Source organism: Leptolinea tardivitalis, assembly GCF_001050275.1.
Classification (GTDB): Bacteria; Chloroflexota; Anaerolineae; order Anaerolineales; family Anaerolineaceae; genus Leptolinea; species Leptolinea tardivitalis.
The window spans coordinates 76,451-94,986 of record NZ_BBYA01000008.1; the positions used below are offsets into that span (position 1 = coordinate 76,451).

Annotated in this window: 18 protein-coding genes; 2 read left to right on the forward strand and 16 right to left on the reverse strand. The window is 48.1% G+C overall.

The window, feature by feature from the left end; all coding sequences use genetic code 11:
• Positions 1-3 precede the first annotated feature (3 nt).
• The 14 genes from moeB to LTAR_RS04500 form a co-directional block, all read right to left on the reverse strand.
• A complete protein-coding gene (gene moeB / locus LTAR_RS04435; RefSeq protein WP_062420963.1) occupies positions 4-1,146 on the reverse strand; it encodes a molybdopterin-synthase adenylyltransferase MoeB in 1,143 nt (380 codons plus the stop codon).
• Positions 1,147-1,317: 171 nt separating this feature from the next.
• The gene (locus LTAR_RS04440; RefSeq protein WP_062420964.1) at positions 1,318-2,397 is read right to left on the reverse strand and encodes a hydrogenase large subunit; all 1,080 of its coding nucleotides are present in this window, start codon (positions 2,395-2,397) and stop codon (positions 1,318-1,320) included.
• A 1-nt stretch (position 2,398) separates the two neighbouring features.
• Positions 2,399-2,833, reverse strand: coding sequence for an NADH-quinone oxidoreductase subunit C (locus tag LTAR_RS04445; protein ID WP_062420965.1), 435 nt, complete (start codon positions 2,831-2,833; stop codon positions 2,399-2,401).
• A gap of 14 nt (positions 2,834-2,847) precedes the next feature.
• A complete protein-coding gene (locus LTAR_RS04450) occupies positions 2,848-3,369 on the reverse strand; it encodes a 4Fe-4S binding protein (RefSeq protein WP_062420966.1) in 522 nt (173 codons plus the stop codon).
• A gap of 15 nt (positions 3,370-3,384) precedes the next feature.
• Entirely contained in the window at positions 3,385-4,296 is a 912-nt protein-coding gene (locus LTAR_RS04455) for a respiratory chain complex I subunit 1 family protein (RefSeq protein WP_062420967.1), read from the reverse strand.
• Positions 4,289-4,759, reverse strand: coding sequence for an NADH-quinone oxidoreductase subunit B family protein (locus LTAR_RS04460; RefSeq protein ID WP_062420968.1), 471 nt, complete (start codon positions 4,757-4,759; stop codon positions 4,289-4,291). Before LTAR_RS04460 ends, LTAR_RS04455 begins: the two co-directional genes overlap by 8 nt.
• 3 nt (positions 4,760-4,762) lie before the next feature.
• The gene (locus LTAR_RS04465; protein ID WP_062420969.1) at positions 4,763-5,938 is read right to left on the reverse strand and encodes a proton-conducting transporter transmembrane domain-containing protein; all 1,176 of its coding nucleotides are present in this window, start codon (positions 5,936-5,938) and stop codon (positions 4,763-4,765) included.
• 12 nt (positions 5,939-5,950) lie between these two features.
• Complete coding sequence (locus LTAR_RS04470; RefSeq protein ID WP_201775937.1) at positions 5,951-7,789, reverse strand: NADH-quinone oxidoreductase subunit 5 family protein; 1,839 nt, start codon at positions 7,787-7,789, stop codon at positions 5,951-5,953.
• A 57-nt stretch (positions 7,790-7,846) separates the two neighbouring features.
• A complete protein-coding gene (locus LTAR_RS04475; RefSeq protein ID WP_062420970.1) occupies positions 7,847-8,122 on the reverse strand; it encodes a MoaD/ThiS family protein in 276 nt (91 codons plus the stop codon).
• A gap of 82 nt (positions 8,123-8,204) precedes the next feature.
• Complete coding sequence (locus tag LTAR_RS04480) at positions 8,205-10,010, reverse strand: aldehyde ferredoxin oxidoreductase family protein (protein WP_062420971.1); 1,806 nt, start codon at positions 10,008-10,010, stop codon at positions 8,205-8,207.
• Positions 10,010-10,489 (reverse strand): 4Fe-4S dicluster domain-containing protein, encoded by a 480-nt coding sequence (locus LTAR_RS04485; RefSeq protein WP_062420972.1) that lies wholly within the window; start codon positions 10,487-10,489, stop codon positions 10,010-10,012. Before LTAR_RS04485 ends, LTAR_RS04480 begins: the two co-directional genes overlap by 1 nt.
• Before the next feature lie 145 nt (positions 10,490-10,634).
• Positions 10,635-11,051, reverse strand: a complete 417-nt coding sequence (locus LTAR_RS04490; RefSeq protein WP_062420973.1) for a response regulator — start codon at positions 11,049-11,051, stop codon at positions 10,635-10,637.
• 10 nt (positions 11,052-11,061) lie between these two features.
• Positions 11,062-11,712 (reverse strand): response regulator transcription factor, encoded by a 651-nt coding sequence (locus tag LTAR_RS04495; protein ID WP_201775938.1) that lies wholly within the window; start codon positions 11,710-11,712, stop codon positions 11,062-11,064.
• Positions 11,699-12,976: a GAF domain-containing sensor histidine kinase gene (locus tag LTAR_RS04500; protein WP_062420974.1), complete on the reverse strand. Its 1,278-nt coding sequence runs from the start codon at positions 12,974-12,976 to the stop codon at positions 11,699-11,701. The genes LTAR_RS04495 and LTAR_RS04500 overlap by 14 nt, the downstream gene beginning before the upstream one ends.
• A gap of 417 nt (positions 12,977-13,393) precedes the next feature.
• Between LTAR_RS04500 and LTAR_RS04505 the strand changes: the two genes are divergently transcribed.
• Together LTAR_RS04505 and LTAR_RS04510 are read left to right on the forward strand one after the other, a co-directional pair.
• Complete coding sequence (locus LTAR_RS04505; RefSeq protein WP_062420975.1) at positions 13,394-14,629, forward strand: molybdopterin molybdotransferase MoeA; 1,236 nt, start codon at positions 13,394-13,396, stop codon at positions 14,627-14,629.
• Between the two features lie 6 nt (positions 14,630-14,635).
• Entirely contained in the window at positions 14,636-16,597 is a 1,962-nt protein-coding gene (locus LTAR_RS04510) for a molybdopterin biosynthesis protein (protein WP_062420976.1), read from the forward strand.
• 236 nt (positions 16,598-16,833) lie between these two features.
• Here the strand turns inward: LTAR_RS04510 and LTAR_RS04515 are convergent, their stop codons facing one another.
• Positions 16,834-18,000, reverse strand: coding sequence for a DUF5667 domain-containing protein (locus LTAR_RS04515; protein ID WP_062420977.1), 1,167 nt, complete (start codon positions 17,998-18,000; stop codon positions 16,834-16,836).
• Positions 17,987-18,487, reverse strand: coding sequence for an RNA polymerase sigma factor (locus tag LTAR_RS04520; RefSeq protein ID WP_062420978.1), 501 nt, complete (start codon positions 18,485-18,487; stop codon positions 17,987-17,989). The genes LTAR_RS04515 and LTAR_RS04520 overlap by 14 nt, the downstream gene beginning before the upstream one ends.
• Between the last annotated feature and the right edge of the window lie 49 nt (positions 18,488-18,536).

The window sequence follows — 18,536 nt, forward strand, 5'->3', positions numbered from 1 at the left end:
AGCCTAATACTGAAATGCACCCGGCTGGTATTGCGATACCCAGGCATTGATCCCGCCAGTCAGGTTTTTTACACGGGGAAAACCGGCGGAATGTAAAATCTCAACAGCCCGCGCTGACCGTCTGCCTGTGCGGCAAAAGACAACAATCTCCTTTTGCCTGTCCAATTCATCCAGCCGGTCAGATAATTGTTCCAGCGGAATGTTGACAGCATTCTCCAGAGAGGAAATCTGTTGTTCAACAGGTGACCGGACATCCAACAGAAGAGGGGGTACTGGTTTTTGCAGAGCTTCAGCCAGATCGGATGGTGTGATCCTTTCATCAGGCGATAACGAGAAAAGGGTGGCATCACCGCAAGATTGTGTTGAATCTAACAGTGATTTGATGGACGGTGTTTGCCCGCATACTTCACAATTTGCCTGTTTAGGGAAGGCAATCCGTTGGAAGGAAGTCTCCAATGCATCGTAAATCATCAATTGGCCGACCAGTGGAGATCCTATCCCCAGGGCGAGTTTTATCGCTTCTGTGGCCATCATGGTGCCGATCACACCGGGTAAAATCCCAAAGACACCGGCATCCGAACAACTGGGGGATAGCTCGGGTGGGGGCAGCGTTGGGAAAAGGCAGCGGTAACAGGGACCGCGGCGGGAGTCAAACACGCTGACCTGACCTTCAAAACGGTAGATTGCTCCGTATACTTCCGGTTTGCCTGTTAAAACACACAGGTCATTGATCAGATAACGTGTGGCAAAATTATCCGTGCAATCCAGGATGATGTCATAATCTCTGGCGATCCCGGCGGCCGATTCGGAATTGAAGCAGGTGCTGATGGCATTCACTTCAATGTATGGATTTAGAGCCAACAGTTTTTCTTTTCCTGATTCCGCCTTAAGCTCACCGACATGGGCGGTATCGTGCAGTATCTGACGCTGCAAATTGGAGGCATCCACCACATCATCATCCACCAGACCGATGCGGCCAACACCGGCGGCGGCCAGATAAAAGGCTGCCGGTGAACCCAATCCGCCTGCACCCACCAGCAACATCGAGGTTTCCTTGAGTTTTCGCTGACCGTCAAGCCCAACTTCCGGGATCATCAAATGACGGGAATACCGATAAATCTCATCCTGTGTGAAAGTCGCGCTCATACTTAATTCACTTTCAATCGTAAAATCATCTCAATGTGTTTATTATACGAAGGGAATACCGGGACGTTACACCCGGAACCTGTTGAAATAATGATATCAACAGATTCCGGGTGTTTTTATGGTCAACTTTGGGCAAAAAGCCGGTCAGGTTTCAAAGAAGCAGATAAAGTATTACCGATCTGTGCAGGAGCAGCATGGATCAATGGAAGCCTGGATGAGCGGCATATCTGCCAGATATTGCCCTTTTACCATCGCACGGATGGAGGGGATGTTTACAAAAGATGGTGTACGAATTTTCACACGCGCGGGCGTATCCGTACCGTTCGATTTCACATAGTAGAAAACTTCACCGCGCGGAGCTTCTGACCGGGCAGTCGCTTCCCCATCAGGAATGGTCAATGGGACCTGTTCCGGGCGGATGGGACCGGAAGGCAAGTTCTTCAGGGCTTCTTCGATCAGACGGATGGATTCCATCATCTCCAGTGCACGTACCACCACACGGGCCTGCACATCGCAGGAATCGAGAACCACTTTCTTGAATCCGAGGTCGTCATAGGCAGCATACGGGAAGGATTCGCGGATATCTTCCTCAATACCGGAAGCTCGGGCCAGCGGGCCAACAGTTCCGTACATCAGAGCATCGTCTTTTGATAAGGTGCCGATCCCTTTGGTTCGGGCGATGATGGTTTTGTCCTGGGTGAAAATCGGAATAACTACTTTCTCCAGGCCTTTCTTGATTTCCTCTGCCATGGCCAGAATACTTTTTGGATCGGTGATATCACGGGTGACACCGCCCAGTGAGATCATTCCATAGTTGACCCTGTTCCCGGAAATGGCTTCGAGGATATCCATCACGCGTTCGCGCAGGAAATAAATCTCCATGAACATGCTGTGATACCCGATGTCTTCCGCACCGATACCCGCCCAGAGCAAATGGGAATGCAGACGTTCAAGCTCACCCATGATGGTGCGGATGTACCGGGCGCGGTCGGGTACTGTGATGCCGCCAATCTTCTCGACGGCCATCGCCATCGTGCTGGCATGTACATTTGAGCAGATACCGCAGACATGCTCCACCAGCACAAGATCGCGGATATAGTTGCGGCGCTGTGCCAGAAGTTCGATGGAGCGCATCACAAAACCCACTTCCACCTGGGCATCTTCAACGATTTCACCCTTGCAGGAGAGAGTCAATTTATAGGGTTCTTCAAAAGCCGGATGCAGCGGACCTAAAGGAAGTTTGTAAGGCATATTATTTCGCCTCGCTTTCTTTCAACAAAGACTCAGCTACCGATTTGCGGAAAAATCCTGCAGGCACCTGAGCCGGACGCACCAGAGGACGCGGATCCGGATGTCCGTCAAATTCAACGGCATAGAGATCGTTCATCTCGCGTTCGATCCAACTGGCAGATGGCAGGAATGCGGCCAGAGAGGGCAGGTGCTGGTTTTTTGTTGTGACGCGGATGTTTAATGCCAGCGATCCGTGAACGAAGTGATAGAGAACATCGAATTCGCCGTCTCCTCGTTCCAGACAGGTGGCTGTAGAAAGCCGCAATTCTAATTTGTGAACAGAATCTGCCAGTTTCTGCCGGTCAATCGTTTGTGAGGCGAACCAGATGCCGTCGATCCGTTCTTCCGGTTTTTCAAGGCCGGTTTGTTCCATCAATTTGATTATACGATCATCCATTATTGCCTCCACCATTAATCCTTACTGCCGCTGATACCGGATTTCAGAATCTGACTGTGCAGTCTATTACGGCATTTTTCGCACAGGTTATGTACTTCAGTTGCTTTCTTTGCTGCTTCTTCTGAATGGTACAGACGGATCAAGGTTTCATGTGGTATTGGGATGATTGTGGCGCCGCAGCGGGTGCAATGCTGGTATTCAACAACATGACTGGTTCTTTCCAATGAACGCATGCTTACAATCGGAGCCGAGTTTTGTAGAAACGTCAGGGCTTTTGTGGGGCAATACTCCACACATCGGCCGCAGAAGGTACACCGGCCGGCATCATAATCCCAGTAGCCCATATCACCTTCATCACGGGTTATCTCGATGGCTGCCGGAGAGCAGACATACGTGCAGGTTCCACACAGAGTGCATTGCAGAGCATCATGGGTAAGTTCACCCCTGAAATCTACCGGAAAGGGAACCCTGTCAACCGGTTTACGGGTGCGGGATTGTTTTCCCGCGTTTTTGAATATGATCTGAAGTATGTTCATAATCAGCGCTTCCTATCAGAGGATCAGGGCTGCTGCAACAACCAGTACGGTGGCTGCAATACCCCAGGTCCAGTAGAACTTGAACGCATGCTGCACTTTCAGGCGGGCTGTTCCGGCAGCTGTAATATTTGTCAACAAGATTACGACTACCGCAACAACAAAGAAAATGAGCAGTTTCATCCAGATGGAGGTAAACGGTCCGATGAACAGGATGGAAATCAATCCAACCAGCAGCGAAGTTTCCAGAGCGTGTGTCAATTCAAATAAAGCCAGAGGGAGACCGTTATATTCCACATGGATACCGGCTACAATTTCTTGTTCGGCGTTGGGGATGGAGAACGGGTTGACTTTCAATTGCGCCAGCAACGCAACAAACAGGGCAACGGCAGCAAGGATAGTCGCGATTGAGATCGGAGCGGCAGCAAACGTGGCAAGTTTGAACGAATGCAGGCGGACAGCCAGTGCGATCAATGCTCCAAGGAAGGGAAGGTTGTAGGCAATCGTCAGGATCGCTTCGCGGGTAGCGCCAACCTGGGCATAGACAGATCGGGTCACATATCCGGCAATTACATCCATCAAGACTGGCATTTCAATGAGATAGATCAGCAAGACAAGATCACCTTCAAAGGAAATACCCGAACTGCCGGGGACGGGCAGCAAGGCCAGCGCGAAGATAATCGAGATCAAGCCAATGATCGGCAGGGCGTAGAACAGAACCGGATTAACCCCGTTGGGAATGATGGTTTTCTTCCCGATAAGTTTCCAAAAATCGAAGAAAGGTTGATAGAACGGAGGCCCTTGTCGGCCCTGCAGCCGGGCAATAAATTTGCGGCTCATCCAGAGCAGGAACCAGCCAAACAGCGCACCACTTAAAAGACCCGGCCAGAATAACAGGGCCAGGATGGCATTAATCCACCAGTTATTCATGGCTCACCTCCCGTTGGCTGCGCGTTTCTCCTTTTTCCAGCATGACAGAGGCCTTCTGGATGGCTTCCAGAATTGCCTGCGGCCGGGGAGGGCAGCCGGGAACATACAGATCCACCGGAATGACGGCTTCTGCCGACCCTACAATCGTTGGACTGCCATGAAATACATTGCCGCTGGCAGGGCAGGAACCCAGGGCAATGACCGCCTTGGGTGACGGTATCTGTTGATAAACATCTTTGACCATTTCCTGAGTACGGAGTGTAATAGGGCCGGAAATCAATAAAATATCGGTGTGTTTAGGGCTTCCCTGTAAGACAGCCCCGATCTGTTCGCCGTCATAGCGCGGGCTGAAGCAGGGTGCCACTTCTATGTCACAACCATTGCAGGAGCCAGCATTGATCCTGTAAACCCAGGGAGACCGTCTGCGTGATGTTTGTATCAGGCGTGAGAAGATATTGCTCATGAATTACCTCCCGCCCATTCCTGGCAGTAATGCTGGAAACAGGCAAGCTACGATCATCAAGATGATCAGCATAATGAAGATTATTCCAACCAGAGAGTCGTCTTTGACAGCTTTTTTGGTTTCAACAGCTGGCTTGCCGAGCCAGACGCGATGAATTGCCCTGACGTAATACAACAAAGCCAGAGCAGTGGCCAGTGCCATGCCAATTCCAAGTGTAAGGCCGCCAACTTCTACTCCGGCAAAATACAAACGCCAGCGGCCGAGGAAGCCCATAAGCGGAGGAACACCAATCATGCCCAGCGCTCCGGCAATAAAGGCGGCTCCGGCAACGGGGTGGCGCGTTGACAATCCGCGATCCTCCAGAGTGACAGGGTGTTTCAGATCTTTTTCCGCCACTCCAACGGCGCCAAACAGGAGGAACTTGCAGAGGCTGTGAGACAGGGCGCCGATCAAAGCACCAAGCGCTCCGCCTGTTGTTCCAGCCGCCAATCCCAGCAATAGATAGCCAATATCATCAATAGTGGAAAATGCCAGCATGCGGCGGATATTCGTCTGTGCCAGTGCCAGCAGGGCGCCGCCAAACATACTGATCAACGCCAGAGTGATCCAAATCCACTGGACAGAATTGAATATCCAGGGAGCTTCCACACGCAACAAAGCCAGTTCACCAAATTCTGCCATATCCAGCAGACTGATGACCAGAACAGCCGTCATGGCTGTGGATTTTTCAGCCATGGGGGCCAACCAGAAGGCAAAGGGAATAACAGCCAGTTTGATGGCAAAGCCGATCAAGATGAGGCTGATTACCAGTTTGAGCATTGTTCCAACCGGCGCAGCCGCGGCTTCACTGCCAAACAGGCCGCCCATAACCATGCCGATGGCGGCCAGTATTGAACCCACGATAACCGCGAGGAGGAATAATCGGCCTGCCTGCTTATCTTGCTGCCAGACAAACCAGGCCAATAACAGGGCGGCAGCGTCTAGTGCCAGAGTTCGTCCCATTGTGGATGGTACCCATATACCGGCTAGAATTAATACTGTGGCCGTTGGTGCCATCCATAGAAAATGTTTCCCCTGATTTATTCGAGATGCATATAGTTCAGCCGCTACTAACAAGAGTACCGAAACGGCTGTAAAGGCAATTTGCCAATCGAGACCTGTAAGTTCTTTTAATGCCATTTCAGCCTCCGCCTATACCAGCCAGATGACAACCGCCAGAATAACGGCTGCCCCAAGGATCAAACCAACCGGCGATTTCTCCAGGTTCTCTGCCAGTTTTCTGATCTGTTGGCTGAATTTATATATTCCCTGCCATATACCGGTGTAAACCGGGTCGGGATTTAATGCTGTGAGTGCAGGAGCAAAAACATCTTCGGTGAATTCCGAAAAATCGATGGTGTTGAGTGTATTTCCTTCAGGCAACGGATCGCCACCGGTAAAGGTTGAAACACCTTTGGGTGAAGGCTTTCGCATGGCGAAGATGATCCAGACAACAAGAAGGGCAGAAATCGCCAGAACAGCGCCTGCCGTTACCGGAGCACCGGATTGATCCATGTGGAAGCCGAGAAACGTCATGGATTGGGATGCCTCAAATTTCATGGCTGTCATGGCAGGTTTAGCCAGCCAGTTGACCAGCAACTGGGGAGCGATACCAAAGAGCAGGCTGAAACCGGCCAGAATGCCCATTCCCGTCAGCATACCTGTAGACGCTTCTTCGATTTTTCTATCTTTCAAATAGTCAGATGGTTCACCGTAGAAGACGCTGACGGTTGCTTTCAAGATATAAAAAGCGGTGAAAGTGGAAACCAGCCAGGCGATGATCACTACCACCCAGGCACCTGATTCCAGAGCAGCGTCATAGAGCAGCCACTTGGCTACGAATCCGTTGGTCAAAGGAACACCGATGATTGCCCCGGCAGCGATTAACCAGATCAGGGCTGTACGGGGCATCTGTTTGGCCATGCCGCCCAGAAGGCGCATATCGCGGGTACCGGCAGCATGTTGGACGGCACCCGCACACAGGAAGAGGGTTCCTTTAAAGAGCCCGTGACTGAAAACGTAGAATACCCCGGCCAGCGCTCCGAAAGGGGTGCCAATGCCGAACGCTGTCATGATGTACCCGAGTTGGCTGATGGTGGAAAACGCCAACAGCCGCTTAAGGTCAGTCTGTGCCAGGGCAAACAACGCTCCAACGATCATGGTGGCACATCCTACAACCAGCAAGATGGTATTCCAAGAAGGCTGCCAGGGTGAAATGGAATACATGCGGGCAACCAGGTATACACCGGCTTTGACATAACAGGCGGAATGCAGCAATGCCGAAACAGGTGTGGGGGCATTCATGGCTTCCGGGATCCATGTGTGAATGGGGAACATAACCGATTTCGCCATGGCGGCAATAAGGATCAGCAGGAAAATACCGGTGGTAAAATGCGCTGCAATGGCCGGATCTGTCCAAATGAATGTGCCAGCATCTTTATATAGAAGTAGAATGGCCAGTAAAAGGGCATAACCCGGAATGTGGGTCATAACCAGAACTTTCCGGGCACCGTTTACGGCAACGGTTTCACTGTACCAGAAACCGACCAGAAAATACGAGCACAGGCCAATGACTTCCCAGCACAGGTAAACCATAATCAGGCTGCGGGCGCTGACCAGACCGATAAGCCCGGCAATAAAAGTGAGCATGAGCATATAGAAACGGGTTGTACCTGTTTCATGCTTCATATAATCAATACAATAGACCAAAATGGCGCTGCCAATTCCAGCTGCCATTAAACTGAATACGAGACTCAATCCATCAAAATAGAGCAAGAAGGGAGATTCCGCTTGCCATGGAAAGAGGTTTAATTCAACAGTTTGACCGTTGATGATAGAAGGAGCCATCCAAAGGATGCTTCCCAGAGCAAGTAGACCGGTAACAAATGCCAGCCATCCTTTCGCTTTGGTGGAGAGGAATCTGCCGGATAAAAACAATACCACAACTCCTCCCAGTAAAATTACCAGAGAAAAGCCTGCCAGAGCGTTCACTACACACTCCCCGGGTATCTCAATACAAAATCGGATACCTGTTTTTTGAATTTTTGTTTATCCACCGGCAATCGGTGGGAAAAGCGATATAACATCGCTATCCTTGAGTCGGGTTTGAAGCCCATCTAGACTTCTGTAATCCGTACCATTGATGAGAAAGATGCTCAGGCTGCCAAATCCGCCATCTTCGCAGGAAACCCATTTGGCAAAAGATCGTCCATACCTGGCGCAGAGAAACTGAATGAGTTCCTCCAACGTTTGTTCTGGAACGGAGATGTGTTCTTCTGAAACACGGGTTATATCACGCAATGTGGCGAAATATTTGATTTGCATGCATCTACCATATAAATGAAATGACTCCACCCCCCTCAAAAATAGGATTCGAGGGGGGTGGAAAGTTGTTCATATCGTTATTCTACGCCAAAGACAGGTCGTGGAGTTTTTCAGGTGTGGGTACACCTTTCGAATCCCAACCGCGTAGAGTGTAGTACTCGGGAAGCATTTTGTCCAGATGGCTGATTTCGCCTTTAGATGGACCGGCTGGAATGGGTTCTTTGGACATGCGATCCGGCAGACGGTCATCTTTGCCGGTAATAGCTGATTTCAAACCAAAGAGGCGTTCCAGGTTCCAGATACGATCGCCGGCTTTCATGAAATCGTCTACCGTGTAGGTAACACCGGTAACAGCTGAAAGCAAGGCGGCCAATTCTTCTGCACCGATACCGAAGGTGGTAAACAGGCAAGAACCGGTCGAATCCAGGGCAGCAGTCAGGTTTTGGAAGGTGATCACCAGTTGAGGTTTGCCTTCGGTAGCATGCTGGTCAACTTTGAAAGGCACACCAAGAACTTCCGGTGAGATGGTGTAGCCGCGAACATGGCAGCCGCCGCGGTTGCTGGTGGCGTAATGCAGACCAATACCCTGAATACCGCGGGGATCGTAGGCCGGCATTTCCTGTTTTTTGGCTGACATAGAATATTCTGGATGTCCATACCGGGTGGCCAGGCGGAAAGATCCTTCTGCCAGTTGATCGCCGAAACCTTCGCGATTTGCTGTCATTTCGACAAGTTTGAGCATAGTATCGGCATCGCCAAATTTGACAGCCAAACCGCCCGTATCTTTTCCTGTTATGAACCCGCTTTCATACAGATCCATAGCGCAGGCGATGGTCGTTGCCATAGTGATGGTATCCAGGCCGAGTTCATTGCAGATAAAGTTGGCTTTGACGACAGCATCCATGTTATCGATACCGCAATCGGAGCCGAACCCCCACGCTGTTTCATATTCCGGGCCTTCGCCTTCACCAGCGTATTTCGGATTGGTTACTTTGGTAGCGCGACCGCAGGAGATAATGCAGGAGAAACAACCGCGCGGCCGGGTAAGGTACTTGGCTGTGAGACTTTCTCCGCCAAATTTATCGGCATTCGGGAAATACCCTTCATGGAAATTGCGGGTCGGTAATGAGCCAACGCTGTTCAAAATGTTGGTCAATACGTCTGTGCCATAAACACGGAGGCCGGTTCCACCCACAGGATGTTCGGTGATTTTCTTGCGGGCCACCATAACAGCTTTTTCAAAAGCTTCAGGATCGGCTACGGCTATGGGTTTGGTTCCAACAACGACAACCGCTTTCAAATTCTTGGAGCCCATTACAGCACCGACACCAGAACGACCGGCAGCGCGATGCATTTCATTCATAATAGAGGCAAACAGGACCTTCTTTTCACCGGCAGGGCCGATACAGGCAACTTTTGCATCTTCATCCGTTGCAGCGCGAAGGGCTTCGGTTGTATCGGGAACGTTCTTGCCCCAGATTTCAGAGGCATCGCGGATTTCAACGTTATCATCATTGATCCAAAGGTAAACAGGTTTCTTGGCTGCACCTTCGACGATGACCAGGTCATATCCGGCAAATTTAATTTCAGGTCCAAATGAACCACCGGAATTGGATGCCGCCAGAAGGCCGGTCAACGGGGCTTTGCAGACCACATCATAGCGGCCCATTGAGGGCGCCATGGTGCCAGAAAGAGGGCCGGGGGCGAAGATCAATTTATTCTCGGCGCTTAAGGGATCGATTTTGGGATCAATCTCATCTGTTAAAATTTTGCTGGCCAGTCCACGTGCGCCAATGAATAATTTTGCATCCTGCAAATTGGTGGGTTCTTTTTTAATCTCACCGGTTGTGAGATTTACTCGAAGAATAATGCCAGTCCAACCGTACATTATGCCACCTCCTGGAAAGCTTCTTTAAATTTCTGGGCAAAAGCTTTCTTCCTTGAACGTGTAGCCACATTTTCTTCTACATATTCAATTGCATGAACAGGGCAGGCAGCCACGCAACTCGGATTATCATCGCAGGTATCGCATTTCAAAATCGAATCTGTCACACTGTCGTATACGGCATTGCCAAACGGGCATGCCTGAACACACATCCGGCAGCGGATGCATTTGCTGGCATCATATTCGATAAGTGTTGAACCGGTAACGCGGTGCATGGCTCCTGTAGGACAGACGCTGGCACAGGGTGCATCATTGCATTGCTGGCACATCATGGGGACAGAGATGCCTTCACGTTCCCATGAGTAGACATGTACACGAGCAGCAGCAGGCCGGAATTGCTTTTCTTTGGCATAGCTGCAGGCTACAACACAATTTTTGCAACCCGTGCACTTGTCAGGATGGATCATGATCAACTTCGCCATTGACAAACCTCCTTCATAGAATAAATTGCTATATGAGTATACAAAAATCTCTTTGCTAACACACCAACTTAGAGGATAGTACAATACTGGTCTTAAGACGGGAACGGGTATATATTTCCTATACTTAAGTATAGGAAATATCTTTCTATACTTTCAATGCATTAATAAGATGCAAAAGTCGTGAGGGTTCATCACCATGATAGATATATTCATCTGCTCCGGCATATAAAACAGCAAATCTATCTTCTTGCGTATTTCCGGTGACAACAATAACCGGATTGGATGGAAGGTTATGGAGTGAACGGATTACCACTCCTTTGACCTGATTCTTTGAAAGAATTCCGGTAGTTTTTATTAGATGGCTGGAAAGGCTGAATTTACCAAAATCTGGAAGGTCCCAGGCAAGGATGATCATATCGGGTTCAACCAATGAAGCATCTCGCAGCAATTCACCTACTCGTCGTACTTCTGAAACAATCTCGATTTCAGTTTGCGCTTGCAAGAACAATTCCAGTGCAAGCCGGATGGATGGATCGTGATGAGCAATAATAACCCTTACCATTAAGAACCTTTTATTCAGATATATCTACCAGACGATGTTTGATTGCCAATGATATTGCTTCACTGCGATTGTGGGCATTCATCTTAGACAGGATATTAGAGACATGGAATTTCGTCGTTGAGAGACTGAGGGTCAGTATGTCGCTGATATCCTGGTTATTTTTTCCATTGACCATGAGCCGAAGCACGTCCATCTCGCGGCTGGTAAGGTCAAAATCTATCTGATTTTTCCTGTCACCGGCATTCATTAATAATTGTGTGACATCCGGAGAAAAGATCGTGTTCCCTGCATGCACAGCTCTGATGGCATTGGCCAACTCATTCGCGGATGTATTTTTGAATAGATAACCCGATACTCCAGCTTCAATGGCATCATGGATTAATTGCGGATCGCTGAAGCTGGTCAGCGCAATCACTTTTATTTCCGGATGTTTTTGATGTAATTCGTATGCGGCATGCAAACCATCCATACCCGGCATGATCAGGTCCATAAGGATTACGTCTGGCCTGATCTTTTCTGCCAGTTTCACGGCTTCATTCCCGTTGGGTGCTTCACCGGCCAGTTCTAGATCGTCAAAAGCCATAAGGAACATGCGCAAACCGCTGCGGACCATGGCATGGTCGTCTACGATCATGATCTTGATCGATTTATCCTGAGCCATTTTTCTCCTTCTGGGTATCATTCCATTCCAATTGAATAGTCGTTCCGCAGTTCACCTTACTGTCAATTTCCAGAACCGCACCAATGCTTTGCGCTCTTTCCCGCATGATGTTGAATCCGAGATGCATGGCCGAATCAGGCAAATCTCTGAATCCGCATCCGTCATCCTTGATATGCAGAATGGCATTTTGGCAGGTTCCGTCTTCAATATGCGGAGTAATTCTCAAGAGAATCTCAATGTTTTCGGCTTCTGCATGCTTGAAGATATTATTCAGAGCTTCCTGGGTTATTCGATAGAACGTGAGCCGGACCTCGACCGGCAGAAACGCCTGTCCTTTAATATCCAGGGTCACGGGTTTGCGTAATCGTCCCGAAGCGGTTTCGACCAATTGGCGCAGCAAATCGTCAAGAGGAGTTTCTTCAAGAGCATGAGGACGCAATTCAAGCAATAAAGACCTCATCTCTGCCAGGGCTCCCCGGGTCAATAATTGAAGTTCACTTAATCCTTCTAACCCTTTTTGTGGGTTCCTTTCCATAATAATGGGTAGTGTTTCAGCTATCAGGCTGGCAGAAAACAGATTTTGGGTGACAGAATCATGCAATTCACGCGCCAGACGATTCCGTTCTTCGGCCACGGCATCCTGCTCGATACGCATGCGTAATCGGGCATTATCTATGGCCAGGGCAGCCTGGATGGAAAAATCTTTCGCCAGCGATATCTCTTCTTCGGTTATGTGATGTTCATTGAGATAATAAAGTGTCAGAGAGCCGTAGTTTTCTTCCCGAATCTCAATAGGAATGGATAGAAGGGAAGAAAATTGAGATGAAAGCCTGTTCATCGCTTCAATAAGATCTTCTGAAACGCCGGTTTCTTCACTCAATAGACGGGTATTGGGTACGAAAATCGGTTTTTTGGTTAATGCCGCATTCCCTGTGGCAAATTTACCCAAAGGAATGTTTCCATACTCAATGTATTCATTAGAGAGTCCAACAAGTGCCTGAATGGTCAGCATACCATTCATTTGAAGGTGGTATATCGCTGCGGCATCTGCATTGAGAAGTGGACAAGCCTGGTTGACGATGTAATTCAGTAATTTCTCTAATGATAGATTGGTATTAAGAACTGCCAGTGTTTCTCTCAAGCTGGCAGCGACAATCTGGCGTCGTTCAAGTTCTGCGATCTTTTCTGTCTCTGTGATAGAGGTTGAACGTTTCATCATTCCATTATATCGTTCACCGTCTAAATAACTAACTGAATAGATCATTCTACATCCGGCCGTTGAAAAACATTGGGCTAATCCATGACTGCCATAACGTTAGAATTTTAAAATTCGGCATATACATCTTCGCCGACCTTCCATCTCAGGGTTTTGACTGAATCTTTTTTGATGATGGATACAATCGTTTCTCTCTATTTGTGGTCATAATTACTATAAAAGTTGACCGCACCGGTGCCAATTTCTTGTACTTTCACTTGATCATATTACGAGCACTACCTTCCAAAACTACTCCAGGCAATTATTTGTGGTATGAACCTTGATATTTCTAATGCGTAGAAATCTGCATAAATACCATCAAATTTATAGCCTATCCGCCAATCGTTCAGGCAATCGAATGGCGTATAATATTTCTACGTTTCTTGTTAATTGTGATCCTCTTATTATTAATTTGATGGATAGATCATGCCTGAGTTTCTTAAGCTCCTAACACCTCAAAATGCCCTTAATCTTTGGTTCGAAAACATTCCTTTTTCGTTTCCAAAGTATGAAGAAATCAAAACAACAGATGGACTGGGACGGGTGACAGCCGAAGATATAAAAGCTCTTCATCCAATGCCTTCGTTTTCAAAAAGTACGGTAGACGGCTATGCTGTGATGGCAAAAGATACATATGGCGCAAGTGACAGTCTTCCATGTTACATAAAACTCACGGGAGAAATCCTGATGGGCCGTCAGCCAGATAGAATGTTAGTTGCCGGCACAGCGATGCTCATCCATACCGGTGGCATGCTACCAGAAGGCGCCGATGCTGTGGTAATGCTGGAACATACCCAATCCAGTCGGTCTGATGAAATAGAGGTCTGCCGGGCGGTTGCCCCGTTGGAAAATATCATCCAGGTTGGAGAAGACGTCCGGCAGGGCGAGGTAGTGATTCCTGCTGGAACAAGAATTCGACCGGCAGAAATTGGTGGTTTGATGGCTTTTGGAATTCAAACCATCAAAGCAGCCTGGAAGCCGAAAGTTGGCCTTATTTCAACCGGCGATGAGGTTGTTCCACCAGAGTCAACGCCAACCATTGCCCAGGTAAGAGACATAAATACATATTCACTGGAAGCATTGGTGAAGGAACATGGCGGAGAAGCCATCCGTTATGGCATTGTTCCAGACAGACCCGCTGAATTGCAGAAAGTTCTCCATTCGGCTTTGTCGGAATGTGATGTTGTCATGATCACCGCCGGATCATCTGCCAGCGCGCGGGATATGACCTCAAAAGTCATCCAGGAAGCCGGAAAACCCGGCGTCATCGTTCATGGGATCAATATTAAACCGGGCAAACCGGCCATACTGGCGGTCTGTGATGGAAAACCTGTCATTGGCTTGCCAGGAAATCCGGTAAGCGCTCTGGTAATCGCCTGGTTATTCTTGCCAGCACTTTTAGAACGTATGCAATGTTTACAAACAACCATCATTAAGAAGCAAATCGCCGCCCGGTTGACTATCAATTTTGCATCTCTGGCGGGCAGAGAAGATTACATTCCAGTCAAACTTACAATGGAAGATGGTATTTACCAGGCAGAACCGATCTTTTTCAAGAGCAACCTTATCTTTAATCTGGTAAAGGCAGATGGATTGATGGTTATTCCAGCCGATGCCAATGGATTGAATGCTGGTGATATGGTTCAGGTATTATTCTTTTAGAGGCATATGAGCATCTACCTTCACGATATTCCATTAACAGAAGCAAAATCACGTTTTCAACAGGAATTGAAAAACGCCGGCCTGTGGGGAGTTTTAGGACAGGAAGAAATTCCGCTTGATGAAAAAGCGGCCGGGCGGGTTCTGGCAGAATCGGTCTGGGCTCGGATTTCCAGTCCGCATTATCACGCTTCCGCCATGGATGGTTTTGCCATTCGGGCAGAAAATTCTCTGGGAGCCGCCCCATCAAACCCGGTTCAATTACGGTATGAGGAACAGGCAGTCTATGTAGACACGGGTGATCCATTGCCGCAATGGGCCAATGCCGTCATTCCGATTGAAAATGTTGAACCGTTGGATGACACTGGTCATATCAGCACCGAACCGAGGCATCCTTATTCCATCCGCATCCGGGCTGCCATTACTCCCTGGAGTCATGTGCGGCCAATGGGTGAAGATATAGTGGCGACCGAGTTGGTCATACCCGCCGGGCAGACTCTTCGTCCGGTGGACCTTGGGGCTCTGGCTGCTTCGGGTCAAACGAGTCTGAAAGTCGCCCGGGTGCCACGAGTGGCCATTTTGCCAACGGGTACCGAATTGGTTCCCATTGGCAGTGACCTGAAAGCCGGGGATATCATCGAGTTCAACTCTGTGGTTCTGGGAGCTCAGGTGAATCAGTGGGGTGGAAAGGCAGACCGCTTTCCAATCACCATTGATAATTTTGATGCCATTTGTCAGCGTGTAGAAGAGGCTGCCAGAGACCATGATTTGATTTTATTGAATGCCGGATCATCGGCGGGATCGGAAGATTTTTCTGTGCATGTGACCGAAAAATTGGGAACAGTCCTTGTACACGGTGTGGCCGTCAGGCCGGGGCACCCGGTTATCCTCGGGATGATTACCCGCAAAGATAACTCTAAGATTCCGATCATAGGCGTGCCGGGATACCCGGTTTCTGCTGCGTTGACAGGAGAGATATTTGTACAACCCTTGCTGACTTTATGGCTAGGAAGGAAGGATCCCTCTCAGGAACCTGTCATTACTGCAAAAATCACCCGTAAAGTAAACTCACCCCAGGGTGACGATGATTTTATGCGTGTGGCTGTCGGCCGGGTAAACGGGCAGGTACTGGCGGCTCCTCTGGCCAAAGGTGCCGGTATGATCAATACCCTGGTACACGCAGATGGCATCGCACTTGTCCCCAGAGGGATTCAAGGTCTTGAAGCTGGAGATGATGTGCAGGTGAAGCTGTACCGAAGCCTGAAAGAAATTGACCAGACGATTTTCGCCATTGGTTCTCATGATCTGACTCTGGATATTCTGGCACAATTTCTGGCCCAAAGGGAGCGCAGACTGGTGTCTGTTAATGTAGGCAGCCAGGGTGGGTTGGTGGCTCTGCGCCGTGGCGAAGCTCATTTCGCCGGATCGCATCTGCTTGACCCGGAGACAGGGGTTTATAACAAATCGTATATAAACCAATATTTGCCGGATACACCGGTATCTGTCTTCAACTGGGTGGGGCGTGAGCAGGGATTGATTGTTCAAAAAGGAAATCCCAAAAATATTCTGTCACTGAAAGATTTGGAACGATCGGATATTTCCTATGTAAACCGGCAGCGCGGCTCTGGAACCCGTGTACTGCTGGATTACCAATTAGGAAAACTTGGGTTATCGGCAGAGAGAATTTCAGGATATGCACAGGAAGAATACACCCATCTGGCAGTGGCCGCCGCCGTAAAATCAGGACGGGCAGATTGCGGTATGGGAATAACCGCTGCCGCCAATGCACTGGAATTGGATTTTATTCCGCTGTATACAGAACAATATCAGCTCGTCATCCCCAATACTGTTCTTGAAAATCACTTATTGGATCCATTATTTGATCTGACTCAAGATCCAGAGTTTAAAAAGGCGGTACTCAAACTCCCTGGATATACTGTATCCGATATGGGGCGATTGGTAGAACAATAGAACTTTGTTGTTTATTCGTCCGTCTTTCAATAGAATGAAGGCAAATTCTTTTTCACTTCTAATGCCAATCTATAATGACTTGTTGGGCGTGAAGTCTATCCAACAATAGTCTGACCTGGTCTGGATCGAATTCTTCAATTACCACAAACTTATTTTTAGAACATTTGATGAACAAAAACAAAACAGGAGTCTAAGAATTTCCAGACTCCTGTTTTCTATTTATCTACCAATAAGTTTTAATGTTTACCGTTAGATTTTCCTGATGAACCTGATCCGGATTGGCCGGAAGAATTATCTTGAGCAGGATTGTTGTTTTGATAATTTGGTTGTTGTAATGTGTTTCCTGAATACGGTGTTGCGGTATTCATCCAATTATTATTTTGACCGTTTCCCATTGTTGGCATTTGAGTAGTCTCGATATTTGGACCATTCTTGTTTTGTGAATTTGGTGTGGAAGTACAGTTCAGGCAATTTCCAGAACCACCTCCCGATCCATTACCATTGCTCTGAGTTGAAATCTCAGTTGGCAAACCAGCCTGGTTTTGTACTGCGGTCGTTTCAGGAGAGACCACAATTGTGGGAACATCTGTACCTGTCTGATCACGGTCACGATCACGTTCACGCAATTGATCCTGGTCTTGTTCACGCAATTGATCTTGATCTTGCAGGCGCAATTGATCTCGTAATTGATCAGGATTTGTGAGTCCATTATCGAGCAAGGATAAATATTGCCGCAACATGACGCGAGTCTGTTCCATTATGGGAGTCATCTCGGATGTTTCTTTTGCACGAGACTGTTGCATGGATTCCAACTGAGTTTCCACCTGATTTCTGATCTGGAACAACTCGAGAATTGCCTGTTCATTATCAAGTTTCAGGGCAGAACGAATAGCCTGATCAATTTCTCTGTTATAACGCATCTGAACAGCATCAGATGGAACACTTGCCTGGTTGAGCATTTTATTGATTTCTTCTGCCCGTCTGCTGGCAAAATCAAGTGCCAGTTTTGATTGAACAAACGGATCTGTAGATGCCCATAACCTTACATCTTCACTCAGTAATTTAAGGTTGTAGAGCGGTTCATCCGGAAGACTATTTTGGGCAGCGGCTACTGTAATACCACCACCGCCAAGAATCATGGAGATAACCAGAAGAATTGTGGAAATAGTAGTAACCATAGGGGAGCGTTCCTTTCGTGGGACGAATAACATTGATTGGATTTCTTGTATCCAACCCTTATGACGCAAACTCTCCCTTTTTGTTACGGTTTTCTTCAAACTTTCGGCTTCTTGAAGAAAGATTCTCCGCCCTTTTTGAGCTTTCAATGGATCCCGATCAGTGTCAATTTTTAGGAGGTCTAACTCATTTATGATTTGCTCAAACCGCTTGTCATCTAGATCCATAGGAGTTTTCTTTCTTATCCATCAACAATAGATCACGTAATTTATTTAATGCCCGTAGCTGCAATGCCCGGACAGCTCCAACAGGTTTTTTTATTACGGCAGATATTTCTTCATGATTCCAACCTTCAAGAAATCTTAGGCTTACAACCAGTCGTTGATCTGGTGTCAGAGATTTCAATGCCAGATGTATCTGATGTTTCTGCAGCAATGCATCTGTCTGATTTTCAGGATGCATCCTGTCATCATCGGGTAAAGAATCATGTAGTTCTAGAGATAAAGGTGCCTGTTTTCGATATGCATCTGTGATCAGGTTGTGCGCAATTCGAAAAAGATAGGCCTGAAGATGATCTTTAGGTCCTTGTCCTGCCTGAAGAGATTTTAAGAATCGAGAAAAAGTCTCGGCGACACAATCTTCAGCCATAGTATCATCACCAAGCAAACGCATGGCATAGCGATATAGCAAGGGGCTGTATCGGTCATAGATCATACCCAACACGGACAAATCGTACGATTTTGCTCCGTTTATGAGACTTTGT